Source organism: Algibacter amylolyticus, assembly GCF_014202225.1.
GTDB lineage: Bacteria > Bacteroidota > Bacteroidia > Flavobacteriales > Flavobacteriaceae > Algibacter_B > Algibacter_B amylolyticus.
This window is the reverse complement of record NZ_JACHGE010000001.1, coordinates 1,119,368-1,139,253: the sequence shown is the minus strand read 5'-3', so window position 1 is coordinate 1,139,253 and position 19,886 is coordinate 1,119,368. Positions and strand designations below refer to the sequence as shown.

The following is a 19,886-nucleotide window of genomic DNA, read 5'->3' as shown; positions in this document are numbered from 1 at the left end:
CTAATTTATTGGTAGTAAAACGCAGAAATTAGATTATACATCTGCTTTTTTCAATTTTTGTCGAGTAAAGCTATTATTTAAATTTAATAATTAATTATACACCTAATTACAACTAATTAAAGCACTCTTATCTCCCTCAATTTAAGAAAATTTTTACTGCTTTATATGCGTTGTAATCAATGTTAATAATGAGGAGACTAATTACATTTTTTATTGTGTTATCTATAAGCACTAGTTTTGCCCAAACTAATGATATAGATAGTCTTACTTTGGATTTAGCTTTTCAAAGTAAAGACTCCTTAAAAATTGAAACTTCATTAAAACTTATAAAGGCCCTTTACGACGTAAAAGACTACGAACGTGCTAAAGAGTATATTTTAAAAAGCGAAAAGCTATCTACAAAAATAAATTACAAAAAAGCAATTGCTGCAATTACCTATTATAAATCTTTAATTTATGCCCAAAACAACGATTATTTAAACGCCATAAGCGGTTATAATAAGTCTAAAACATTGTTTAACTATTTGCAAGACACCTTAAGCGTTGCAAAAGTTAACAATAGTATTGGGTTGTTAGAAATAAAAAAAGGACACTTTAAAAAGGGCTTACAATTTTCGTTATCGGCGATAAAAGAACTTGAAAAAAGAGGTCTTGATAAGGATTTAAGTCTTACCTATAACAGTTTGGCGCAAGCGTATAAGGGGCTTGAATTAACAGATACTGCTATTGAGTACTATGAAAAAGCTTTAGAAATTCAACTAAAATTAAAAGAAGACCAAGCTGTTTTAAATTCCCAAAACGAATTAGCAGATTTATACGCTATTGAAAACAGGCACAATAAAGCTATTAAATATTACAAAGATGTACTTGACCATAGAGTTTCGGAAAATGACTCTGTGCTAGGAGAAATACTACCTAAACTTGGTAGAGCGTATTTAAAATTAAATGATTTGGATAGTGCCCAAATACACCTAACCAAAAGTTTGCAAATAAACAGCCAAATGAGAAACCAAAATGGTTTGCTATGTACGCTGAATAATTTAGGAGATATAAATTTAAAGAAAGGAAATTTAAAAACTGCAGAAAAGCAACTAACACAAGCTGGTGCTCTTGCAAAAAGCCTAAATAACAATAGAGGGTTATTAAATTATTATAGGTTAATGACTGCATTAGATTCTACTAAAAAGCGCTTTAATAGCGCCTTTAAATGGCAAAGTGCGTATTACAAGTTAAACAATAGTTTAATAAAAAATGAGTTTAAAGCAAATTCCCTGAGGCAAGCTCAAGATTCCGCCGAGGTAGAAGAAGAAAGCGCTAATGACTTTGAAATAGAAGAAAAAAATATGTTGGCATATAATGAAGCTAGAAATAAAGCTACATTAAAAGCTGAAAAGGATTTAAGCAAATATAAACTAATCGTTTATGGCTTAATTGGAGCGCTTGCTGTTGCTTCTACCTTATTAATTGTAGTTTATTTAAAACAAAACAACCAAGTTAAATACATACAAGAATTAGAAGAAAGGAATATAAATTTAGACTTGAAAAATGGTGAGTTTTTAGAGCAAACCAAACATCTAGAAAATATTAATAACGTAAAAGACCGCCTTTTCTCGATTGTATCTCATGATTTAAAAGATTCGCTTTCTTCAATAAATGGTTTTATAAATTTATTACAAGACGGTACACTATCAAAAAAAGAGTTTGATAATTTAATACCGGAATTAAGTGAAAATGCCAATAACGCATCATTATTACTTTTTAATTTACTTAACTGGTCGAAATCTCAAATGCAATCCTTGGAACCAAAACCAAGTTTATTTGATATTCAAGAGGTGTTTGAGGCTAAAATAAAACTTATTGAGCAACGTGTTGAAGGAAAGGGCATAGAATTGATTAACCTTTCTTTACGAGATTTTGCTTATGCTGATAGAAGCATGTTCGAAATTGTTATTCAAAACTTATTGGCAAACGCGATTAAGTTTTCTAAAGCAGGAGATACGGTTACTGTGTCGAACCATATAAGTAGCGGCAGTTGTATAATTAGTATTTCGGATACAGGTATTGGTATTTCTAAAGAAGACCAAACTAAATTATTTAAGAGTAATACATTTACAACCAACGGAACAGCGAACGAAAAAGGTACAGGATTAGGACTTTCTATTTGCAAAGAACTTGTAGAATTAAACCAAGGGAAAATATGGGTAGAAAGTAATGTTGGAGAAGGCAGTACATTCTATGTGCAATTGCCAAAAGCTAAGCACTACGCATAGCCTTCAGCAAATACTTTATACTGTCACTTACCTACCTATTATACGTTAAAAAAAACTAATGTTTAGGCAAAAACACCTCTGCCATCATGCAACGTGCACTTCCACCTCCACAGGTTTCAATGGTCTCTAAAGAACTAGATAATATTTTTGTGTGTTCCTTTAAGGTTTTTACTTGAGTTTCAGAAAGACTATCAAAAGCCGACTGACTCATTATTAAATATGGTTCATTATTGGCAGCTTTTACTTGCAACATATTTCCTGCAAATTGGCTTACCTGCTTTTCAGAAATATCAATTATAGTTTTACCATCCTCTTTAAGGTGTTTAACTACCTGCTTGCGTTCTTTTTTATCATCGATACTACTTAAGCAAATTACAGCAAAGGTTTCGCCAATGCACATCATTACATTTGTATGATAAATAGGTTTACGCTGACCGTTAACCGTTTGGTATGCCGCAAAAACTACCGGAGAAAACTCGAAATCTTCACAAAACTCAATAAACAAATCCTCATCCGCACGCGGAGATAGAGCACAATAAGCCTTTCTGTTAACACGATCTAGTATTATACTTCCTGTACCTTCTAAATAAACTTGTTCCTCCTCTGCACTAGTATAATCTACAATATTATTAATTTCAAATCCTTCACCTTCTAGTGTCTCCAGAATATCTTCACGACGTTCTAAGCGTCTATTTACAGCAAACATAGGATACAAACCTACATCGCCATTTTCATGAAAAGACACCCAATTATTCGGAAAAATAGAATCTGGCGTATCGTTTTCTAAATTATCATTGACCACAATTACATCTACACCAATAGCTTTCAACTTTTCTACGTAGTCATCAAATTCCCTTACCGCTTTTGTGTTAATAGTTTCTGGCAAAACACCTTTAATCGATTCTTGGTAATAATTATTAACCGCAGTTTGCTCGTTCATTCTAAAATTTACGGGCCGAATCATTAAAATAGTATTAGTTGTTTGTTGCATTTCTTTTTAATTTAATCCCTAATTAAAGGCATAGTTGTACATCTTAATAGTCCCTCTTGCTTACCAATTTCAGCATACGGAACCTCTTCAACAGTGAATCCTTGTTCTCTTAACCACTTATTAAGTCGGGTAAAGTTTTTTTCTGATATAATAACATCTTCAGAAATTGAAAACACATTACTACACATTTGGTACATTTCATCTTTAGTAATTTCGAAAACATTTTCTTTTCCAAAAAACTCGACTAACCACTCATACTCCCTTTCAATTAAAAAGCCATTTTTATGAATAATAGCTTTTCCTTTTCCTAAGGGATTAAAGCAGCAATCTAAATGTAAGGCATTTTCCTTTGCATTGGTATTAGACTTTCTAAGTTCGAAAGATTTTACGGTTTTGTTTGGAAACAATTCTTGAATGGCAATTACGGCATCAGCGTTAGTACGTGCTGTAATTAATTCGGGGTAATCCTCACCCGAGTAGGTACCAATAAAGATATAATCGTTCCAAGGCATAACATCACCGCCTTCTACGTGGCATTCTTCAGGTAAAATAATGCGTTTATTGTCAGCTACTTGTTTCCATATATAATCTATAGCTTGCACTTCTTTTTCTCTATGCGGAAGAATATTTGCTTCAATTAAAATATCATCAATTACAAAAGCAATATCTCGTGCAAAAATTTGATTGCAATCTTTAATAACTTCAGGTCTATAAACTTTTACATTATATTTCTCAAAAACTTTAGCAACAGCATCAAGTTCTTTTACCATAGCCTCTTCGGTTGGATAAGTACCTGCCAATATATGCTCTATACTTTTTGGGTCATAGCAATCCTCTACCTTAGGTATTGGACCATTACTGTTAGCAATACCTAAAACAACGGCACGTAGTCTTGAAGTTTCATTTTGAATATTTAATTTTATCATGCCTTCATATATATTTAGATTATCAAATTTATACTAAACCGAAGAATAATAAAAGACAAATTAAACTATTCTTAAAAAAAAGCCTATTAAAAAGAAAAAGCTTCATGAAAATATCATGAAGCTTAATAATAATATAAAATATTTTAAGACCTATCTTTCATCAATAGGAACAAATTTTCTTTCTGTTGCACCAATATAAATCTGTCTTGGTCTTCCAATAGGCTCTTTACGTAAACGCATTTCTCTCCATTGTGAAATCCATCCTGGTAAACGACCTAAGGCAAACATTACAGTAAACATATCTGTAGGGATTCCCATAGCTCTGTAAATAATACCAGAATAAAAATCGACATTAGGATATAATTTACGATCTACAAAATACTGATCTTCTAAAGCTTCTTTTTCTAGACCTTTTGCAATATCTAAAATAGGATCTTTAACTCCTAAATCATCTAAAACACCATCTGCAGCCACTTTAATGATTTTGGCACGAGGATCGAAGTTTTTATAAACACGGTGTCCAAAGCCCATTAAACGGAAAGGATCTGATTTATCTTTGGCTTTTGCCATATACTTTTTAGTATCACCACCATCAGCCTTTATAGCTTCAAGCATTTCTAAAACGGCTTGATTAGCACCACCATGAAGTGGTCCCCAAAGTGCAGAAATACCAGCAGAAATTGAAGCAAACAACCCAACTTGAGATGAGCCAGCTATTCTTACCGTAGATGTAGAACAGTTTTGTTCGTGATCTGCATGAAGAATTAGCAATTTATCTAAAGCATCAACTAAAATCTTATTTTGCTCATACTCCCCATTTGGTTTTTTAAACATCATTTTTAAGATGTTTTCAACATACCCTATAGTGTTGTCTCCGTAATTTAATGGTAATCCTGATTTTTTTCTGAATGTCCAAGCAACTAAAACAGGAAATTTACCTAATAGGCGTACCACAGAGTTATACATATCTTCTTCCGACTCAACATCTACAGTTGAAGGGTTAAATGCAGTTAAAGCACTTGTTAAAGAAGAAATAACACCCATTGGATGTGCCGATTTAGGAAAAGCATCAATAATTTTCTTAACGTCTTCATCAACAATAGCTTCTGCCTTTATATCATCATGAAACTTTTCGTTTTGCTCTTTAGTTGGAAGTTCGCCAAAAATTAAAAGGTATGCAACTTCTAAAAAATCAGCTTTCTCAGCTAATTCCTCAATAGAATATCCTCGGTATCTTAAAACTCCTTTTTCACCATTTAAAAAAGTAATTGCACTTTCGCAAGATCCGGTATTCTTATACCCTGGGTCTAATGTTATTACACCTCCCGAGCTAGCTCTAAGTTTTGTAATATCTATGGCAACTTCGTTTTCTGTTCCAGTGATTAATGGAAATTCATGTTTTTCACCGTTTATTTCTAGAATAGCTTTATCTGACATCTTTTTTCTAAATAATTTTTGTTTAGTTATGCGGAACGCTAATCTACGAAATATCTATTTATTTTTTTAATTTATCTAAAACGATTTCGTGATTTTAAGAATTTTTAAAATTCAAGGAATAAAAAAAGCGATTATTAAAAAATAATCGCTTTTCATCTAAAAAAAATAAATTCTTTTTATTTTATTTTGAATGCATTTTCTTGTGGAAAATAAGCTACTTCCCCTAATTCTTCTTCAATACGAAGTAATTGGTTATATTTCGCCATACGATCGCTACGAGATGCAGAACCTGTTTTAATTTGACCTGTATTTAATGCTACTGCTAAATCTGCAATAGTATTATCTTCAGTTTCACCAGAACGGTGAGACATTACAGAAGTATATCCAGCATTGTGTGCCATGTTTACGGCAGCAATAGTTTCAGTTAAAGTTCCTATTTGGTTTACTTTAATTAAAATAGAATTTGCAATACCTTCTTTTATACCTCTTGATAAACGCTCTACGTTAGTTACAAATAAATCATCACCTACTAATTGAACTTTATCTCCAATTAATTCAGTTAAATATTTCCAACCTTCCCAGTCATTTTCATCCATACCATCTTCAATTGAAATGATAGGGTATTTAGATGATAAGTCAGCTAAATACTCAGCTTGTTCTTTACTTGTTCTTATAACGCCTGTATCGCCTTCAAATTTCTTGTAATCGTATTTACCATCAACAAAAAATTCAGCAGAAGCACAATCTAAAGCAATTTTAACATCATCACCTAATTTGTAACCTGCATTTGCAACAGCTTTTGCAATAGTATCTAAAGCATCTTCTGTTCCTCCTTCTAAGTTTGGAGCAAAACCACCTTCATCTCCAACAGCTGTACTTAAACCTCTGTCATGTAATACTTTTTTAAGGTTATGGAAAATTTCAGTTCCCATTTGCATAGCATGCGTGAAATTTTTAGCCTTAACTGGCATTACCATAAATTCTTGAAATGCAATTGGTGCATCACTATGCGAACCACCATTAATGATATTCATCATTGGTACAGGAAGCGTATTTGCCGAAACACCACCTACGTAACGGTATAATGGCATATTTAACTCATTTGCTGCAGCTTTAGCTACTGCTAAAGATACACCTAAAATAGCGTTAGCACCTAATTTTGATTTATTTGGAGTACCATCTAAATCAATCATTATTTTATCAATAAGGTTTTGTTCGAAAACTGAAACACCTAATAACTCCTCTGCAATAATTGAGTTAACGTTATCAACTGCTTTTAAAACACCTTTACCCATATAAGTATCTCCACCGTCGCGTAACTCAACAGCTTCATGTTCTCCAGTTGATGCACCTGATGGTACAGCAGCTCTACCTAATATATGATTTTCAGTTACTACATCTACTTCAACGGTTGGATTACCTCTTGAATCTAGTATTTGTCTTGCGTGGACATTAATTATTATACTCATAATTGCTTTATTTTAAAATCTTTTAATTATTCCAAATTTACGTTTTAATCCTGTTTATTTTAAGATGTTTTTAAATAAATTAATAAAATAACATCTATAACGTTTTAGTAAAAAAAAGCCTCAAAAACAAAAATCTGTTTTTGAGGCTTTTTTTATTATATTATTTCTTTAAATTCTCGATGAACTGATCGAAAAGATAAGATGAATCATGTGGTCCTGGACTAGCTTCAGGATGGTACTGCACAGAAAATATATTTTTATTTTTCATAGCTAAACCAGCCACTGTATCATCATTTAAATGTACGTGTGTTATTTCTAAATCTGCATTTGCCTCTGCATCTTCTCTATTTACAGCAAAACCATGATTTTGAGACGTAATTTCACCTTTGCCTGTAATTAAGTTTTTTACAGGGTGATTTATACCTCTATGCCCATTATGCATTTTATATGTAGAAATACCATTTGCACGAGCAATAACCTGATGCCCTAAGCAAATACCAAATAATGGTAAATTTCTCTTTATAATTTCTTTAGCTACTTGTTGCGCTTCTACTAACGGTTCTGGATCTCCAGGCCCATTAGATAAGAAATAACCATCAGGATTAAAAGCTTCTAACTCTTCAAACTTAGCATTATAAGGAAACACTTTTATATACGCATCTCTACTAGCTATATTTCTAAGAATATTCTTTTTAATACCGATATCTAAAGCTGCTACTTTGTAAGTTGCATTCTCATCCCCATAATAATAAGGCTCTTTAGTAGATACTTTAGAAGCCAACTCTAGTCCTTCCATATTAGGAACTTCTGCTAATTGCTTTTTTAAACCTTCAATGTTATCAACATCCGTTGAAATAACAGCATTCATAGCACCATGATCTCTAATATAGCTCACTAAAGCACGAGTATCAACATCTGAAATGGCTAATAAGTTATTCTTTTCTAAGAATGATTCCAATGAGCCATCTGCAGCATCTCTTGAATAATCATAACTAAAATTTTTAACAATTAGTCCCGCTATTTTAATTGAATCAGATTCCACTTCTTCATCATTAACACCATAATTACCAATATGAGCATTGGTAGCGACCATTAACTGCCCGTAATAAGAAGGGTCTGTAAAAATTTCTTGATAACCAGTCATTCCTGTATTAAAACAAACCTCACCAAATGAAGTTCCTTGTTTATTACCAACTGCTTTTCCGTAAAAAATAGTACCATCTGCTAGAAGAACGATGGCTTTTTGTCTTTTTTGATATTTCATAATTCTTTTGAAAAGTTTCGCAAAATTGCACAAAAAAAAGGATAAACTAAAATAGTTTATCCTTTTTATATTAAATGCTTATTAACATTTATTCTTCTTCGTTAGATGCTTTAGACTCAACAGGAGCAGCAGCTGGTTTAGAACCACCTCTTCTACTTCTTCTTGTTGTTTTCTTTTTCTCTTTACCAGCATTATAGATTTCGTTGTAATCAACAAGTTCTATCATTGCCATATCAGCGTTATCACCTAAACGATTTCCTAGTTTAATAATTCTAGTATAACCTCCTGGACGGTCTGCTATTTTAGCAGCAACATCTCTAAACAATTCAGCAACAGCATCTTTTTGTCTAAGCTTAGCCATAACAATACGTCTGTTATGTGTTGTATCTACCTTTGATTTTGTAATCATTGGCTCAACAAACTGCTTTAACGCTTTAGCCTTAGCTACAGTTGTGTTAATACGCTTGTGCTCAATTAAAGAACAAGCCATATTAGCTAACATAGCTTTTCTATGCGCTGTTTGTCTTCCTAAGTGGTTTACTTTTTTTCCGTGTCTCATGACCTTTGTTTTATCATCTTGCTACTAAACTCGTAAATCGAGGAGCAAAATATGATTAATTAATCTTTATCTAATTTATATTTACTTAAATCCATTCCGAAATTTAATCCTTTAACATTTACAAGCTCTTCAAGCTCAGTTAAAGACTTCTTACCGAAGTTTCTGAATTTCATTAAATCATTTTTATTGAAAGATACTAAGTCTCCCAAAGTATCAACTTCTGCAGCTTTTAAACAGTTAAGTGCACGTACAGATAAATCCATATCGATTAACTTAGTTTTAAGTAACTGACGCATATGAAGAGATTCCTCATCATAAGTTTCAGTTTGAGCTATCTCATCAGCCTCTAAAGTGATACGCTCATCTGAGAATAACATAAAGTGGTGAATTAATGTTTTAGCTCCTTCTGTTAAAGCATCTTGTGGCGTAATTGAACCATCAGTAATGATTTCAAAAACTAATTTTTCATAATCAGTTTTTTGTTCAACACGATAGTTTTCAATACTATACTTAACATTTTTTATTGGAGTATAAATTGAATCTGTAAAAATTGTACCTATTGGCGCTGAAGCTTTCTTATTTTCTTCTGCAGGAACATAACCTCTACCTTTTTCAATAGTAATTTCCATGTTAAAATTCACCTTTGGATCAAGGTTACAGATTACTAATTCTGTATTTAAAACCTGAAAACCTGAAATGAATTTCTGAAAATCACCAGCTGTAATTCTATCTTGACCAGAAATTGAAATTGAAATAGATTCATTATCAATATCTTCAATTTGTCTTTTAAAACGAACTTGCTTTAAGTTTAAGATGATTTCTGTTACATCTTCAACTACACCAGAAATTGCCGAAAATTCGTGATCTACACCTTCTATACGAACAGATGTGATAGCGAAACCTTCTAAAGAAGATAATAAAACTCTTCTTAATGCATTTCCTACTGTTAAACCATAACCAGGCTCTAAAGGTCTGAATTCGAATTTACCTTCGAAATCAGTAGAATCAATCATGATTACCTTATCTGGTTTTTGAAAATTAAATACTGCCATTTTTTTCTTCGTTTTAATTGTTATTTAGTTGCGCGGTTTAAAAGTTTGAAGAAATACTTACAAACCCTTTGGCCAAATACCAATATTATTAATTTATTATTTAGAGTATAATTCTACAATGAATTGCTCGTTTATGTTTTCTGGAATTTGAATTCTTGCAGGAACAGAAACATAAGTTCCTTGTTTCGTATCAGAATTCCAAGTGATCCACTCATAAACGTTACTAGAATTTGAAAGAGATCTTTCAATAGTTTCAAGTGATTTAGATTTTTCTCTTACTGCAACAACATCACCAGCTTTTAATTGGTAAGATGGAATATTTACCAACTCGCCATTTACTGTAATATGTCTGTGAGAAACTAATTGTCTTGCACCACTTCTAGTTGGAGCTACACCCATTCTGAATACCACGTTATCTAATCTAGATTCACAAAGTTGTAAAAGAACCTCACCAGTAATACCTTGTGCAGCTCTAGCCTTCTTAAATAAACCTCTAAATTGACGCTCTAATATACCATAAGTATATTTTGCTTTTTGCTTCTCCATTAATTGGATAGCATATTCAGATTTTTTTCCACGACGACGTGCGTTACCGTGTTGCCCAGGAGGGTAATTTCTTTTTTCGAATGATTTGTCATCTCCGAAAATAGCTTCGCCAAATTTACGAGCTATTTTAGTTTTAGGACCAGTATATCTTGCCATTTTAAATTTGTTTTGAGAGTGATTATGAATTAAGGTCTTAATCTTATCCTTCGAAAATCGTTGATCTCTCGTTAATACTTGTTAATTATTTTTTCAGTTTGCAAATTTACACAAAAAATTAATACCATCTGAAATACAGATGATATTAATTTTTCACTATTTGCTATGTTTAATTTTGGTTACTTAAAACCAGATTAAACTCTTCTTCTTTTAGGAGGACGACATCCATTATGTGGTAAAGGAGTAACATCAATAATTTCAGTTACTTCAATTCCTGCATTATGAATAGAACGAATAGCAGATTCTCTACCGTTTCCTGGTCCTTTAACATAAACCTTTACTTTTTTCAATCCAGCTTCAGTTGCTACACCCGCAGCATCTTCAGCAGCTAATTGAGCCGCATAAGGTGTGTTTTTCTTAGAACCTCTAAATCCCATTTTACCAGCAGAAGACCATGAAATTACATCTCCTTTTTTGTTGGTAAGTGAAATAATGATGTTATTGAATGAAGCAGTTACGTGAGCTTCTCCAACTGCATCAACAATAACTTTACGTTTTTTTGTGCTTGTTTTTGCCATTTTATTTTTAGCTTTTAGTTTTAGTGATAGTCGCTAGAATCCTAAACTATTATAATTTCAAACAGATTCCTTCCAACGTCTAAATACCTAAAGACTAATTATTATTTAGTTGCTTTCTTCTTGTTAGCAACAGTTTTTCTTCTACCTTTTCTGGTTCTAGAATTGTTTTTAGTACGTTGCCCTCTTAATGGAAGACCAGATCTATGACGAATACCTCTGTAACATCCAATATCCATTAATCGCTTAATGTTTAATTGTGTTTCAGAACGTAATTCACCTTCGATAGTAAAAGTTCCAACAGCATCACGAATACCAGAAATTTGGTCATCGGTCCAGTCTTGAACTTTTGTACTTTCATCAACTTTAGCTTCAGCTAAAATTTCTTTTGCTCTACTTCTACCTATTCCATAGATATAAGTTAAAGAGATAACTCCTCTTTTGTTTTTTGGTATGTCTACACCTGCAATTCTTGCCATAATTACCCTTGTCTTTGTTTAAATCTAGGATTCTTTTTGTTAATTACGTAAAGTCTTCCTTTTCTACGCACGATTTTACAATCTGCGCTTCTCTTTTTAATTGATGCTCTTACTTTCATCGTATTAGTATCTATAAGTTATTCGAGCCTTAGTTAAATCATAAGGACTCATTTCTAATTTTACTTTATCTCCCGGTAACAACTTAATGTAATGCATACGCATTTTACCTGAAATATGTGCCGTCACAATGTGACCGTTCTCTAATTCAACACGAAACATTGCATTTGATAATGCTTCTATAATTGTTCCGTCTTGTTCTATTGCTGCTTGTTTTGCCATAGTATAAATTAAGCTACTGCTTTTCTATTTTTACCTGTTTTCATCAAACCATCATAGTGTCTATTTAACAAATAAGAATTTATTTGTTGCATAGTGTCAATTGCAACTCCAACCATAATTAATAACGATGTTCCTCCAAAAAATAAAGCCCATCCTTGTTGAACTCCCATAAGCTTAACAATAAACGCTGGGAATATAGCGATAAGAGCTAAAAATATAGAACCTGGTAAGGTTATTTGAGACATTATTTTATCTAAATACTCAGAAGTCTCAGATCCTGGACGAATACCTGGAATAAATCCACCACTACGTTTTAAATCGTCTGCCATTTTATTGGTAGGTACCGTTATTGCCGTATAAAAATAGGTAAATACTATAATTAATAAAGCAAACGTAAGGTTATACCAAAAACCGAACATATCAGAATAGTTTGTTTGCATCCATGCTCCTGCTGTGGTTTCTTTTAAGAAAGATGATCCTCCAATTAAACTAGGTACAAACATAATAGCTTGTGCAAAAATAATTGGCATTACACCCGAAGCATTAAGCTTTAAAGGAATGTATTGTCTTGAACCAGCCATTGCGCTTTTTTCGTATCCACCAGTAGCAGTTCTTCTTGCGTATTGTACAGCGATCTTTCTAACGCCCATTACTAACATAATAGAAGCTAAAATAATAACAAACCAGATAACAAACTCAATTAATACCATCATTAAACCACCATTTCCACCACCTTCTAATCTAGTAGCTGCATTTTGTAAAAATGATTGTGGTAAAGTAGCAATAATACCAACCATAATTAATAATGAAATACCATTACCAATACCTTTATCGGTTATTTTTTCACCTAACCACATTGCAAATATACAGCCTGTTACTAAAATAGTAACTGATGAGAAATAAAATAATGGACCTGTACCTAATAAGAATGCACTTTGTGGAATTCCTAATGCTGGTAAACTTGCCAAATACCCTGGTGCTTGTAATAAACAAATAGCAATTGTTAACCAACGCGTAATTTGATTTATTTTTTTCTGACCACTAGCGCCCTCTTTTTGCAATTTCTGCAAATAAGGAATAGCTATCCCCATTAACTGTACAACAATAGAAGCAGAGATGTAAGGCATAATACCCAGTGCGAAAACCGAAGCATTAGCAAATGCACCTCCAGTAAAAGCGTTAAGCAAACCTAACAAACCTCCGTCTGTTTTTTCAGCTAAACCTCCTAATTGAGAAGCATCGATACCTGGTAATACTACTTGAGCACCAAAACGATAAACTAATAACAGACTCAAAGTTACAATGATTCTGTTTCTTAGTTCCTCTATTTTCCAAACATTCTTAATTGATTCTATAAATTTCATACTTATAAAAAGTCTTATATAGTTACAGCTTCTCCTCCAGCAGCTTCAATAGCAGCTTTTGCTGAAGCAGTAAACTTATGAGCAGTTACTTTTAATTTTGCTTTTAATTCTCCACGTCCCATGATTTTTACTAAATCATTTTTATCAACTAAACGGTTTGTGAATAATGTTTCAAAATCAACTGTATCTTTAATTTTCTTATCATCAACCAATTGTTGCAAAGTATCTAAATTGATACCTTGGTGCTCAATACGGTTAATGTTAGTAAAACCAAACTTAGGAACACGTCTTTGAAGTGGCATTTGACCACCTTCAAATCCTAGTTTCTTAGAATAACCAGAACGAGATTTAGCTCCTTTGTGACCACGAGTTGCCGTACCACCTTTACCAGAACCTTGTCCTCTACCTATTCTCTTACCTTGGTTTTTTACTGAACCTTCTGCAGGTTTTAAATTACTTAAATCCATTTTCAGTTTATATTTTTAAGCTTCTTCAACAGAAACTAAATGTGAAACTTTAGCAACCATACCAAGAATATTTGGTGTAGCTTCATGCTCTTTTACTTGACCAATCTTTTTAAGACCAAGAGCTTCTAAAGTTCTTTTTTGTCTTTGCGTACGATTGATTGCGCTTTTAACTTTTTTTACTTTAATTTTTGCCATCTCTGTCTTTATTAAGCGTTAAAAACTTGTTCAAGTGTAATACCTCTATCTCTAGCAATAGCATTCGCATCTCTTAATTGTAATAAAGCATCAAAAGTTGCTTTTACTACGTTATGAGGGTTTGAAGATCCTTGAGATTTTGATAATACATCATGTACACCAACTGCCTCAAGAACTGTTCTTACAGCACCACCAGCAATAACTCCTGTACCAGGGGCAGCAGGAATAATGTTTACTCTAGCTCCACCGTATTTACCTTTTTGCTCATGTGGTAACGTTCCTTTAATAATAGGAATTCTAACTAGGTTTTTCTTAGCATCTTCAACAGCTTTTGCAATTGCACTAGCAACGTCTTTAGATTTTCCTAAACCTTGTCCTACAACACCTGCCTCATCACCAACCACAACGATTGCTGAAAAACCAAATGCTCTACCACCTTTAGTTACCTTAGTAACTCTCTGTACACCAACTAAACGATCCTTAAGATCTAATCCACCTGGTTTTACTAATTCTGCACTTTTATATTTTTTAAACATAATTTCTTAGAATTTAAGTCCTGCTTCTCTAGCGCCTTCTGCTAATGATTTTACTCTACCGTGGTATAAATATCCACCTCTATCAAAAGCAATAGTATCTATACCAGCTTTCATAGCTTTTTCAGCAACTGCTTTGCCTACTAATTTTGCTACTTCAGACTTGGTTGCTTTCGCAGCACTAATGTCTTTATCTCTTGAAGATGCTGAACTGATTGTATTACCAGTAACATCATCAACTATTTGAGCATAAATTTCTTTATTACTTCTATAAACAGCTAATCTAGGTCTAGCTTCTGTACCAGAAACAACCTTACGGATTCTGTTTTTTATTCTTAGTCTTCTTTCGTTCTTTGTCAATGCCATAACTTAATTATTAAGCTGATTTACCTGCTTTTCTTCTTATTTCTTCACCAACAAACTTAACACCTTTTCCTTTATAAGGTTCAGGCTTTCTAAATCCGCGGATCTTCGCAGCTACTTGACCAACAAGTTGTTTATCGAATGATGTTAATTTTATAATTGGATTTTTTCCTTTTTCAGATATTGTTTCCAACTTTACTTCTGGAGCAACATTTAAAATGATATTGTGAGAAAATCCTAAGGCTAAATCTAATTTTTGTCCTTGGTTTGATGCTCTGTAACCAACACCCACCAATTCTAATTCTTTAGTCCATCCTTTTGATACACCTTCGACCATATTATGCATTAATGATCTGTATAAACCATGTTTTGCTTTTTGGTCTTTAGTATCAGAAGAACGTGTAACTAATACATTTCCTTCTTCTACTTTTATTTCTATAGAATCGTAATTTTGCGTTAACTCTCCTAATTTTCCTTTTACAGTTACTACGTTATCTTTAACGTCTACTGTTACACCTTCTGGAATGGCTATTGGATTATTTCCTATTCTTGACATTTCTTTCTGGATTTAAAATTAGTGTACGTAACATAAAATTTCACCACCAACATTATCTCTTTTGGCTTGTTTACCCGTCATAACTCCGTGAGAAGTTGAAACTATAGCAACACCTAAACCATTTAAGATACGTGGTAAATCATTAGCTCCTGCATACTTACGTAAACCTGGAGTACTAATTCTTTGAAGTTTTTTAATTACTGGTTCTTTTGTTTCTTTGTTGTACTTAAGAGCTATTTTAATAGTTCCTTGTACTGAAGAATCATCAAATTTGTAACTTAAAATATATCCTTGTTCGAATAATATTTTAGTGATGTCTTTTTTAAGATTAGAAGCAGGGATCTCCACAACTCTGTGGTTAGCACGCACTGCGTTTCTAATTCTTGTCAAATAATCCGCAATTGGATCTGAGTACATAATGAATTGATTTTGTGGTCTTGGTTTTCGAACCATTTCGAACCTTAAACCCGATTATTTAAATAATATTACCAACTAGCTTTTCTTACTCCAGGAATAAGACCTTGATTGGCCATTTCTCTGAAAGTTACACGTGAAATTCCAAAAGTTCTCATGTATCCTTTAGGTCTTCCAGTTAATTTACATCTATTATGCTGACGTACAGGAGATGCATTTTTAGGTAACTTTTGTAATGCTTCGTAATCTCCAGCTTCTTTTAAAGCCTTACGTTTCTCTGCATACTTAGCTACTGTTTTAGCTCTTTTCACCTCACGGGCTTTCATTGATTCTTTAGCCATGTCTTAGTTTTTTTGAAAAGGTAATCCTAATTCAGTTAATAATGATTTTGCTTCTTTATCAGTATCTGCTGTAGTTACAAATGTAATATCCATACCTGAAATTTTATTAACTTTATCAATATTAATTTCTGGGAATATAATTTGTTCAGTAATTCCTAAGTTGTAATTACCTCTACCATCAAATCCTGTTGCTTTTATACCGTTAAAATCTCTAACACGTGGAAGTGCCGAAGTTACTAAACGGTCTAAAAATTCATACATTTTTTCGCCACGTAAAGTTACTTTAACACCAATTGGCATTCCTTTACGTAATTTAAATGTTGCAACATCCTTTTTAGATAATGTAGCGATTGCTTTCTGTCCAGATATAGTAGTTACCTCTTCTAACGCGTAGTCGATTAACTTTTTGTCTGCAACTGCAGCTCCAACACCTTTAGATATTACTATCTTACTAAGTTTAGGAACTTGCATTACATTCTTATACCCAAATTCGTCTGTAAGAGCAGCAATTATTTTGCTTTTATACTCTTCTTTAAGTCTTGGTGAATATGCCATAACTATATTACTTCATTAGATTTTGTTGAAAATCTTACTTTTTTATCGCCTTCTACCTTATAACTAACTCTCGTTGTTTCTCCTTTTGAAGTTAACAATGATAAGTTAGAAATATGAATAGCTGCTTCTTTCTCTACGATTCCACCTTGAGGATTTTGTGCACTTGGTTTAGTATGTTTCTTCACCATGTTTACTCCCTCAACAATCGCTTTGTTCTTTTCTATTAATACCTTTTGAACTTTACCTTCAGATCCTTTATGATCTCCAGCAATAACTCTTACAGTATCTCCAGTTTTTATTTTAAGCTTTGTCATCTTACTTATAATGTATTAAAGCACTTCTGGTGCTAATGATACAATCTTCATGAATTGTTTATCACGAAGCTCTCTAGCAACAGGACCAAATACACGTGTTCCTCTCATCTCACCCGTTGGGTTTAATAAAACACAAGCATTATCATCAAATCTTATATAAGATCCGTCTGGTCTTCTTACTTCTTTCTTGGTACGCACAACAACTGCTGTAGAAACTGCTTTTTTCTTAATGTTTCCATTAGGAGTTGCATCCTTTACAGAAACAACTATTTTGTCTCCTACAGAAGCATATCTTCTTTTAGTTCCTCCTAAAACACGGATAACTAAAACCTCTTTTGCTCCAGTATTGTCTGCTACTTTTATTCTTGATTCTTGCTGTAACATAATTATTTAGCTCTTTCTAGGATTTCTACTAATCTCCAACATTTAGATTTACTTAAAGGTCTAGTTTCCATGATCTTTACTGTATCACCAATATTACAATCGTTTGTCTCGTCGTGTGCAACATATTTCTTTGTTTTTAACACGAACTTACCATACATAGGGTGTTTTACTTTTTTAACCTCTGCAACAACTATTGATTTTTGCATTTTGTTACTAGTAACAACTCCTATACGTTCTTTTCTTAAATTTCTTGTTTCCATCTTTCAGCAGAATTATTGTAATTCTCTTTTAGTTAATTCAGTCGCAATTCTAGCTACAGTTCTTCTTATAGAACGTAATTGAATTGGATTTTCTAAAGGAGATATTGCATGAGCCAATTTTAGGTCTGAATAACTCTTTTTTGTTTCACCAAGTTTCTCTTGTAACTCAGCTACAGATAATTCTTTAATTTCTGATTGTTTCATCATCTTAAATTATTATGCTTCGTAATCGCGAGCGATTAAAAACTTAGTTTTTACTGGTAATTTTTGTGCAGCTAAACGTAATGCTTCTTTTGCAACGTCTAATGGCACACCACCAATTTCAAATAAAACACGACCTGGTCTGCATACTGCTACCCATAATTCGACAGCACCTTTACCTTTACCCATACGTACTTCAAGAGGCTTTTTTGTAATAGGCTTGTCTGGAAATATTTTTATCCAAAGTTGACCTTCTCTTTTCATGTAACGAGTGGCGGCAATACGAGCTGCTTCGATTTGACGAGCAGTAATAAACGTAGCGTCCATTGCTTTTATTCCAAAAGTACCGTTTGAAAGTTGATGACCTCTACCAGAGAGTCCTTTCATACGTCCTTTTTGTTGTTTACGAAATTTTGTTCTTTTAGGCTGTAACATTTTTCTTTAATTTATAAAAAATTACTTTCTACGACGAGGTCCTTTGTTTCCTCCTCTTCCGGCTCCACCTTTTCCTTGCTTCTTAGATAATCCAACAAGCGGAGAAAGTTCTCTTTTACCATATACTTCACCTTTCATGATCCATACTTTAACACCTAATCTACCATAAGTAGTGTGTGCCTCAACTAAAGCATAATCAATATCGGCTCTGAAAGTTGATAAAGGAATACGTCCTTCTTTGTAGTGTTCAGAACGTGCCATTTCAGCACCATTTAAACGACCACTAATTTGGATCTTAATTCCTTCAGCATTCATACGCATAGTAGCAGCAATAGCCATCTTAATTGCACGTCTATATGAAATTCTATTTTCAATTTGACGAGCGATGCTAGATCCTACTAAAAACGCATCAAGTTCAGGTCTTTTAATTTCAAAGATATTAATCTGAACTTCCTTTCCAGTAATTTTCTTAAGCTCTTCTTTTAACTTGTCTACCTCTTGGCCACCTTTTCCGATAATAATACCAGGTCTAGCAGTAGTGATAGTAACGGTTACAAGTTTTAAAGTTCTTTCGATTATTACTCTACTAACACTAGCTTTAGATAAACGCGCGTGAACGTATTTTCTAATCTTATCGTCTTCGGCAAGTTTATCACCATAATCGTTTCCTCCGTACCAGTTAGATTCCCATCCTCTGATAATTCCTAAGCGATTTCCGATTGGATTTGTCTTTTGTCCCATACTCTTATTAAGCTTGTGTGTTATTATTAGCTCCTACCACTATTGTTACATGGTTAGAACGTTTTCTAATTCTGTGTGCACGACCTTGAGGCGCTGGACGTAATCTCTTTAACATAGATCCGCCATCTACTCTAATCTCCTTAACAATCAATTCAGCCTCTTCGATGTTAGCCTCTTCGTTTTTAGCTTGCCAGTTTGCAATTGCAGACAATAACAATTTCTCTAAACGACCAGAAGCTTCCTTTTGGTTGAATTTTAATATATTAAGTGCATGTTCTACTTTTTCGCCTCTTACTAAATCGGCTACTAAACGCATTTTTCTCGGTGATGTAGGACAGTTATTAAGTTTAGCAAAAGCAACGTGTTTTTTTGCTTCCTTAATAGCGTCTGCCATTTGTTTTTTACGACTTCCCATAGCTTACTACTTTTTACCTTTATTTTTAGCACCTGCATGTCCACGGAATGAACGTGTTGGTGAAAATTCTCCTAATTTATGACCTACCATGTTTTCAGTAACATATACTGGAACAAATTGACGGCCATTGTGTACTGCTATTGTTTGTCCAACAAAATCTGGAGTAATCATACTAGCACGAGACCAAGTTTTAATTACTGTTTTTTTGTTATTCTCAACATTAACGGCTACTTTCTTTTCTAACTTATAATGAACGTAAGGTCCTTTTTTTAATGATCTTGCCAT

At 33.1% G+C, this 19,886-nt stretch carries 30 protein-coding genes; 1 reads left to right on the top strand and 29 read right to left on the bottom strand.

Annotated features, from left to right (window positions below; translation table 11 throughout):
* Positions 1-188 precede the first annotated feature (188 nt).
* Complete coding sequence (locus tag HNQ90_RS04945; protein WP_172625823.1) at positions 189-2,270, top strand: tetratricopeptide repeat-containing sensor histidine kinase; 2,082 nt, start codon at positions 189-191, stop codon at positions 2,268-2,270.
* Positions 2,271-2,325: 55 nt separating this feature from the next.
* Here HNQ90_RS04945 and ctlX read toward each other — a convergent pair whose 3' ends face one another.
* From ctlX to rpsS, 29 genes are all read right to left on the bottom strand, one after another.
* Positions 2,326-3,261 (bottom strand): citrulline utilization hydrolase CtlX, encoded by a 936-nt coding sequence (gene ctlX / locus HNQ90_RS04940; protein WP_144115529.1) that lies wholly within the window; start codon positions 3,259-3,261, stop codon positions 2,326-2,328.
* Between the two features lie 11 nt (positions 3,262-3,272).
* Positions 3,273-4,187, bottom strand: coding sequence for a dimethylarginine dimethylaminohydrolase family protein (locus tag HNQ90_RS04935; RefSeq protein ID WP_144115528.1), 915 nt, complete (start codon positions 4,185-4,187; stop codon positions 3,273-3,275).
* A 150-nt stretch (positions 4,188-4,337) separates the two neighbouring features.
* Positions 4,338-5,624 carry a citrate synthase gene (locus HNQ90_RS04930; RefSeq protein WP_144115527.1) on the bottom strand — a complete coding sequence of 429 codons (1,287 nt, stop codon included), beginning with the start codon at positions 5,622-5,624 and terminating at the stop codon, positions 4,338-4,340.
* Between the two features lie 176 nt (positions 5,625-5,800).
* Complete coding sequence (eno, locus tag HNQ90_RS04925) at positions 5,801-7,093, bottom strand: phosphopyruvate hydratase (RefSeq protein ID WP_144115526.1); 1,293 nt, start codon at positions 7,091-7,093, stop codon at positions 5,801-5,803.
* 160 nt (positions 7,094-7,253) lie between these two features.
* Entirely contained in the window at positions 7,254-8,357 is a 1,104-nt protein-coding gene (gene carA / locus HNQ90_RS04920; protein ID WP_144115525.1) for a glutamine-hydrolyzing carbamoyl-phosphate synthase small subunit, read from the bottom strand.
* Positions 8,358-8,445: 88 nt separating this feature from the next.
* Positions 8,446-8,916 carry a 50S ribosomal protein L17 gene (rplQ, locus tag HNQ90_RS04915; protein ID WP_144115524.1) on the bottom strand — a complete coding sequence of 157 codons (471 nt, stop codon included), beginning with the start codon at positions 8,914-8,916 and terminating at the stop codon, positions 8,446-8,448.
* A 59-nt stretch (positions 8,917-8,975) separates the two neighbouring features.
* A complete protein-coding gene (locus HNQ90_RS04910) occupies positions 8,976-9,968 on the bottom strand; it encodes a DNA-directed RNA polymerase subunit alpha (protein WP_092847713.1) in 993 nt (330 codons plus the stop codon).
* Between the two features lie 96 nt (positions 9,969-10,064).
* Entirely contained in the window at positions 10,065-10,670 is a 606-nt protein-coding gene (rpsD, locus tag HNQ90_RS04905; protein WP_144115523.1) for a 30S ribosomal protein S4, read from the bottom strand.
* Between the two features lie 194 nt (positions 10,671-10,864).
* Entirely contained in the window at positions 10,865-11,248 is a 384-nt protein-coding gene (gene rpsK / locus HNQ90_RS04900; protein ID WP_042499157.1) for a 30S ribosomal protein S11, read from the bottom strand.
* Positions 11,249-11,349: 101 nt separating this feature from the next.
* Positions 11,350-11,724, bottom strand: a complete 375-nt coding sequence (rpsM, locus tag HNQ90_RS04895) for a 30S ribosomal protein S13 (RefSeq protein WP_092847720.1) — start codon at positions 11,722-11,724, stop codon at positions 11,350-11,352.
* Positions 11,725-11,726: 2 nt separating this feature from the next.
* A complete protein-coding gene (ykgO, locus tag HNQ90_RS04890; protein ID WP_010519235.1) occupies positions 11,727-11,843 on the bottom strand; it encodes a type B 50S ribosomal protein L36 in 117 nt (38 codons plus the stop codon).
* Positions 11,844-11,847: 4 nt separating this feature from the next.
* Positions 11,848-12,063 (bottom strand): translation initiation factor IF-1, encoded by a 216-nt coding sequence (gene infA, locus HNQ90_RS04885; protein WP_007094967.1) that lies wholly within the window; start codon positions 12,061-12,063, stop codon positions 11,848-11,850.
* A gap of 8 nt (positions 12,064-12,071) precedes the next feature.
* Positions 12,072-13,427 carry a preprotein translocase subunit SecY gene (secY, locus tag HNQ90_RS04880; protein ID WP_144115522.1) on the bottom strand — a complete coding sequence of 452 codons (1,356 nt, stop codon included), beginning with the start codon at positions 13,425-13,427 and terminating at the stop codon, positions 12,072-12,074.
* 14 nt (positions 13,428-13,441) lie between these two features.
* Positions 13,442-13,894 carry a 50S ribosomal protein L15 gene (rplO, locus tag HNQ90_RS04875; protein ID WP_144115521.1) on the bottom strand — a complete coding sequence of 151 codons (453 nt, stop codon included), beginning with the start codon at positions 13,892-13,894 and terminating at the stop codon, positions 13,442-13,444.
* 15 nt (positions 13,895-13,909) lie between these two features.
* On the bottom strand, positions 13,910-14,089 hold the full coding sequence (gene rpmD, locus HNQ90_RS04870; protein ID WP_019386285.1) for a 50S ribosomal protein L30: 180 nt from the start codon (positions 14,087-14,089) through the stop codon (positions 13,910-13,912).
* 11 nt (positions 14,090-14,100) lie between these two features.
* Positions 14,101-14,625 (bottom strand): 30S ribosomal protein S5, encoded by a 525-nt coding sequence (gene rpsE, locus HNQ90_RS04865; protein ID WP_092847729.1) that lies wholly within the window; start codon positions 14,623-14,625, stop codon positions 14,101-14,103.
* 6 nt (positions 14,626-14,631) lie between these two features.
* Positions 14,632-14,988, bottom strand: coding sequence for a 50S ribosomal protein L18 (gene rplR / locus HNQ90_RS04860; protein ID WP_144115520.1), 357 nt, complete (start codon positions 14,986-14,988; stop codon positions 14,632-14,634).
* Between the two features lie 10 nt (positions 14,989-14,998).
* Positions 14,999-15,541 (bottom strand): 50S ribosomal protein L6, encoded by a 543-nt coding sequence (gene rplF / locus HNQ90_RS04855; RefSeq protein WP_144115519.1) that lies wholly within the window; start codon positions 15,539-15,541, stop codon positions 14,999-15,001.
* Positions 15,542-15,559: 18 nt separating this feature from the next.
* Positions 15,560-15,958 (bottom strand): 30S ribosomal protein S8, encoded by a 399-nt coding sequence (gene rpsH / locus HNQ90_RS04850; RefSeq protein WP_144115518.1) that lies wholly within the window; start codon positions 15,956-15,958, stop codon positions 15,560-15,562.
* A gap of 68 nt (positions 15,959-16,026) precedes the next feature.
* Positions 16,027-16,296, bottom strand: coding sequence for a 30S ribosomal protein S14 (rpsN, locus tag HNQ90_RS04845; RefSeq protein ID WP_144115517.1), 270 nt, complete (start codon positions 16,294-16,296; stop codon positions 16,027-16,029).
* Positions 16,297-16,299: 3 nt separating this feature from the next.
* Positions 16,300-16,851, bottom strand: a complete 552-nt coding sequence (gene rplE, locus HNQ90_RS04840) for a 50S ribosomal protein L5 (protein WP_144115516.1) — start codon at positions 16,849-16,851, stop codon at positions 16,300-16,302.
* A 2-nt stretch (positions 16,852-16,853) separates the two neighbouring features.
* Positions 16,854-17,165, bottom strand: a complete 312-nt coding sequence (gene rplX, locus HNQ90_RS04835; RefSeq protein ID WP_144115515.1) for a 50S ribosomal protein L24 — start codon at positions 17,163-17,165, stop codon at positions 16,854-16,856.
* A gap of 15 nt (positions 17,166-17,180) precedes the next feature.
* Positions 17,181-17,549, bottom strand: coding sequence for a 50S ribosomal protein L14 (gene rplN, locus HNQ90_RS04830; protein ID WP_069831953.1), 369 nt, complete (start codon positions 17,547-17,549; stop codon positions 17,181-17,183).
* Positions 17,550-17,551: 2 nt separating this feature from the next.
* Positions 17,552-17,809: a 30S ribosomal protein S17 gene (gene rpsQ, locus HNQ90_RS04825; RefSeq protein WP_019386276.1), complete on the bottom strand. Its 258-nt coding sequence runs from the start codon at positions 17,807-17,809 to the stop codon at positions 17,552-17,554.
* 12 nt (positions 17,810-17,821) lie between these two features.
* Positions 17,822-18,013, bottom strand: a complete 192-nt coding sequence (gene rpmC / locus HNQ90_RS04820) for a 50S ribosomal protein L29 (protein ID WP_034043309.1) — start codon at positions 18,011-18,013, stop codon at positions 17,822-17,824.
* 12 nt (positions 18,014-18,025) lie between these two features.
* A complete protein-coding gene (rplP, locus tag HNQ90_RS04815) occupies positions 18,026-18,445 on the bottom strand; it encodes a 50S ribosomal protein L16 (protein WP_092847745.1) in 420 nt (139 codons plus the stop codon).
* 21 nt (positions 18,446-18,466) lie between these two features.
* A complete protein-coding gene (gene rpsC / locus HNQ90_RS04810) occupies positions 18,467-19,186 on the bottom strand; it encodes a 30S ribosomal protein S3 (protein WP_092847748.1) in 720 nt (239 codons plus the stop codon).
* A 7-nt stretch (positions 19,187-19,193) separates the two neighbouring features.
* The gene (rplV, locus tag HNQ90_RS04805; RefSeq protein ID WP_144115514.1) at positions 19,194-19,601 is read right to left on the bottom strand and encodes a 50S ribosomal protein L22; all 408 of its coding nucleotides are present in this window, start codon (positions 19,599-19,601) and stop codon (positions 19,194-19,196) included.
* Between the two features lie 6 nt (positions 19,602-19,607).
* Positions 19,608-19,886 carry a 30S ribosomal protein S19 gene (gene rpsS, locus HNQ90_RS04800; RefSeq protein ID WP_034043300.1) on the bottom strand — a complete coding sequence of 93 codons (279 nt, stop codon included), beginning with the start codon at positions 19,884-19,886 and terminating at the stop codon, positions 19,608-19,610.